Source organism: Mycobacterium innocens (assembly GCF_900566055.1).
Taxonomy (GTDB): Bacteria; Actinomycetota; Actinomycetes; order Mycobacteriales; family Mycobacteriaceae; genus Mycobacterium; species Mycobacterium innocens.
In genome coordinates this window covers 1-3582 of record NZ_UPHQ01000146.1, presented here as the reverse complement: position 1 = coordinate 3582, position 3582 = coordinate 1, and the positions used below count along the sequence as shown (strand labels likewise).

1 protein-coding gene and 2 pseudogenes are annotated in these 3582 nt (G+C 61.1%); 1 reads left to right on the top strand and 2 read right to left on the bottom strand.

Annotated elements, in window-relative coordinates:
• Window positions 1-133: 133 nt before the first annotated feature.
• Window positions 134-1864: pseudogene (locus tag EET03_RS15125) on the bottom strand (putative alpha/beta hydrolase); the annotation flags it as partial.
• 21 nt (window positions 1865-1885) lie between these two features.
• Complete coding sequence (locus EET03_RS32430; protein WP_279637702.1) at window positions 1886-2008, bottom strand: hypothetical protein; 123 nt, start codon at window positions 2006-2008, stop codon at window positions 1886-1888.
• Window positions 2009-3085: 1077 nt separating this feature from the next.
• Between EET03_RS32430 and EET03_RS31595 the strand changes: the two are divergent.
• Window positions 3086-3454: pseudogene (locus EET03_RS31595) on the top strand (hypothetical protein); the annotation flags it as partial.
• Between the last annotated feature and the right edge of the window lie 128 nt (window positions 3455-3582).

Sequence of the window (3582 nt, the reverse complement as noted above, 5' to 3'; positions counted from 1 at the left end):
CCGATACAGCCGCACCGCGCGTCTACGCAGCTCGTCGGGGTACTTCCTGTTCGCTGCCACCGCAAACTTCCTTCCTCCAGGCTATGCATGATCAAACCTGGTTCGGAAGCCTCCGAAAAAGCGGGGGAAGCACATCGTTGGCAAAGGCAGCTTCGTGAAGCACAGCCTGCGCGTAGGCCTGGCCGTTGAAGTACTGGGCGGCCTCCTTATCGCTGCTCAGCACCGAGAAGACGCCCTTGGCCACCGGCAGCGCACCCGACATGGTGTCGCGGTCGAGCGGATCACCGAATCCCGGTAATCCCCCCGATGTGCCGGCGATGTTGTTGACGTAAGGACCCAGCCCGTGGGCCATATCGCGGACCAAGTTCGGGTTCACCTGGCCAAGGGTGTGGTTTCCCGGAAGGTGCAGCAACTGCTGGTCTGTGCCGATGTACGAACTGTATGCGCGGGCGGTTTCGGCGGCGATCCTTTCCTCCGGCCCCTGGACCACCGACGGATCCCCGGTCCACGAAAACAGAGAGCCAACACCTTGGCCGTTGTCTTTCCAGTAATGGTGGGTGATGTTTCGCAGGAACTTGTCGTGGTCGGCTCCGGTGATGGTGTCATGTACTACCTGGTGATCCGGCGACACCGCCGAGAGGACATTGGACACCGTGGGATCCAAAGCAGGATCGCGTTCGACGTTTTGTCCTTGGCTGGCAGGGTCGGCACGCCAGATCGGCGTGTCCATCATGACCGATGCCTTATGGATCATCGCGCGATCCAACTCGGTATTCGTCTGAAAGCCCTTGTCCCCGTCCTTGACGATGCCGGCGATGTCGTTCATTTGATGCGTAAAGAGCACTCCCGGCGAGTTCAACGCCTGCTGGACACTTTCAGGCACCTGCGAGACGCCACCTTTTACCGTGTCGGAACCCTGCTTGGCGCCAACGGTTAACGGAGTCTTCGGGAAGGTGATATTTGGATTGCTCATCAGCTGCCAGGAATTGGCGATCATGCCCCTTTGTGCGCCCAGGCGTTGCTCCGCGGTCGTGAGCGCGTCGACAGACATGCCGTGTTCTTGAGCTTGCAACTGACTCAACACTGAGGCCTGCTCGGCAGTCAACGGAACTTTCCCGGCCAACTGATCGGGGGTAATAGAACCCAATACAGCATTAACTCGTCCGGCCGCGCCTTGGTCACCAGCGAGCGCATCATGGACGTCTTGTTCAGCTCGGTCAGGTGTCTCGGGTTCGTGGTTGTCGACGCCCCAAATTCGAGAAGGGTCGTACCCGTCGACAGCCAGATTTTTCTCCGCCGTTATCAGGAAGCTTGAATACCCGTCGCGGATCGAATGCAGATTAGCCAGGGCAGCCTTGGTGTCCTCGATCGCGTCGTTTTCGCACGTGTGAATGAAAGCATCCAGCGTCGCCCTGTCCTCTGCGGTGAGCTGAGGGTTTCTCTCAAGCGTCACCGCCTGGCCAATTTCGTCATCGAGTTGCTGCAGCTGACCCTCTAGCTTTGCGATCTCCCCGCTTGCGGATCGCTGCGCCTCGGCCAGGGCGGCCGCGATGTTTTCCAGGTCCACCCCAATCTTGGGCAATTGCAGCGACTGCGCACCCAGCGACTGCGTGACGCGCTGCACCTCAGCGGAGTCGTTGATCGGGTGCTCACCATTCTCCCGATTCCAGGCTTGCTCGAAGCGGCGCCGTGCCAGGTCGAAAGCGGCGTCAGCCTCTGCGGTGCACCGGCCGGCGGCATGAAACGCCTCCGCCAGGCCCGAAATCTGCGCCGGACGACCGGCTTTGAGGCTTTGATTTATCGCCCATGGATCACCACCGGATTCGGCGATCAACAGTGGGATGCTGATGTAGCGAAGCTGCACTGCGCCCTCCGTAGTTGTGGATCATTCCATGTCGGTGAAGACGCAGCGGCCCCCGACCCGTGGCGCCGCTGGTGACGGCTCTTCGGCAGCTACCTGGCTACCTGCGACGCACACCGCATCGCAGATCACCGCCAAGGGAGCCACGCGCGAATTCTGCCCTACTGCACGGGTTGTCGCCATTCACGGCTGAAGACGGACGTGGGGGCATTGGCCGTCTCGCCCGGTGGGGGCAGCGTGGCAACTCGGCGTTCGTCGACATCGACGCGGCCGAACAGGCACTGGAGTGCGCCCAGGCAGCAGTTGCAATACCCTTCCGTGGGGTGACGAACCTCCCACCTTTGACCGGCCAATGGACACCGACCCATCCCACGCAGCCCGGGACAGGCTCGCGCGTTTTGGCAAGCTGTGGCTTGGCCATCGCCATTGCCCTGGGCGCCGCAGCTTTGATCGTGGCGCTGACACGTCCCACGACGAGCAATCCAGCCGCAACCCCGAAAACTTCCGCCCCAGTGACGTATACCGCTGCTGACATCGCCGCGACGCACCAGAAGTTGTGTGAGGTGTAAAAGCTTGCCGCACGTGCGGTTCAGGTAGAAACCAATGGCGCAAGTCCGGCACTCGCAGGGGTAGCCGCCGTGAACGGCGCCTTAATGTTGGAGGCCGCGGTAAATGCATCCCCGGCGCTCGCTTGAGGCGATCGCGCCGCGGCGCTGGCGCTTACCGAGGCATACAGCAACACCACAGCAACGAGTAGCATTGCCGGCGGGCGTGACGATCCGGCGTGGCGGGCGGCGCTTGATGATGTTAATGCTGAGGATGCCCGCATGAAGGCTCTGTGCGGTGCTAGCTGATCTGCCGCCCGCCAAGTTCTCGATGTCATTGGCGGGTCCGTGACATCTACTAAACGCAGAAACGCCGTTAGCGGTCAATAAGAGACAAAACACTGACGATTTGCTGAAGTGGTATTGACGTAACAATCAGTGCGTAACTACTATCCCCCGTCAGCGCCAAGTGAAAAGTGAACAAAGCAGCGAGTCGCAAATACAGTTGACAATCGCGAAGGTAGCCACATGCGAGTTCTGGACTACGCACGGCTTGTCGCTATTCACCCGTTACCCCTTGGAACGGACCCCGGCGGCATTGGCCGTCTCGCCTACCCGGGGGCGGTGTCGCGGCAGTCACAGTTGGTGTTTGCATCGATGCAGCCGAACAGACACTGGAGTGCGCGGAGGCAGCAGCGGGAATAGCCTTACTCAGGTGACGACCAACCACCCGCCTGCACAGCAGTGGGCACCGCCATATCCCACCAACCCCCCAGCACACTCCCGCACCTGGCCAGCAGTAGCGCTGTCGGCCGTCGCCGCCTTACTCGGCACCGCAGCTTTGATCGTGGCATTGACCCGCCCTACTACCAGCGGGACAAACGCAGCCCCGGCAACATCCGCGCCGCCAACGTACACCTCCGCGGAAGTCGCCGCGGCGCATCAGAAGTTGTGCGAGGTATACAAGCTGGCAGCGCGTTCCGTCCAAATAGATACAAATAGCGATAACCCGGCTCTGGCAGGCGTCGCGGCTGTAAATGGGGCGGTGCGTGTGATCACCTGAGTTGGCCCCAGTTGGGTCGGTTTTCTTCATGAATTTTGGCTCCATCTGGGGCGGTGATCCGCTGCGCGGTGGGGTCAGCGTGTCGTCACGAATATTGGGCCCCACCCGGGATG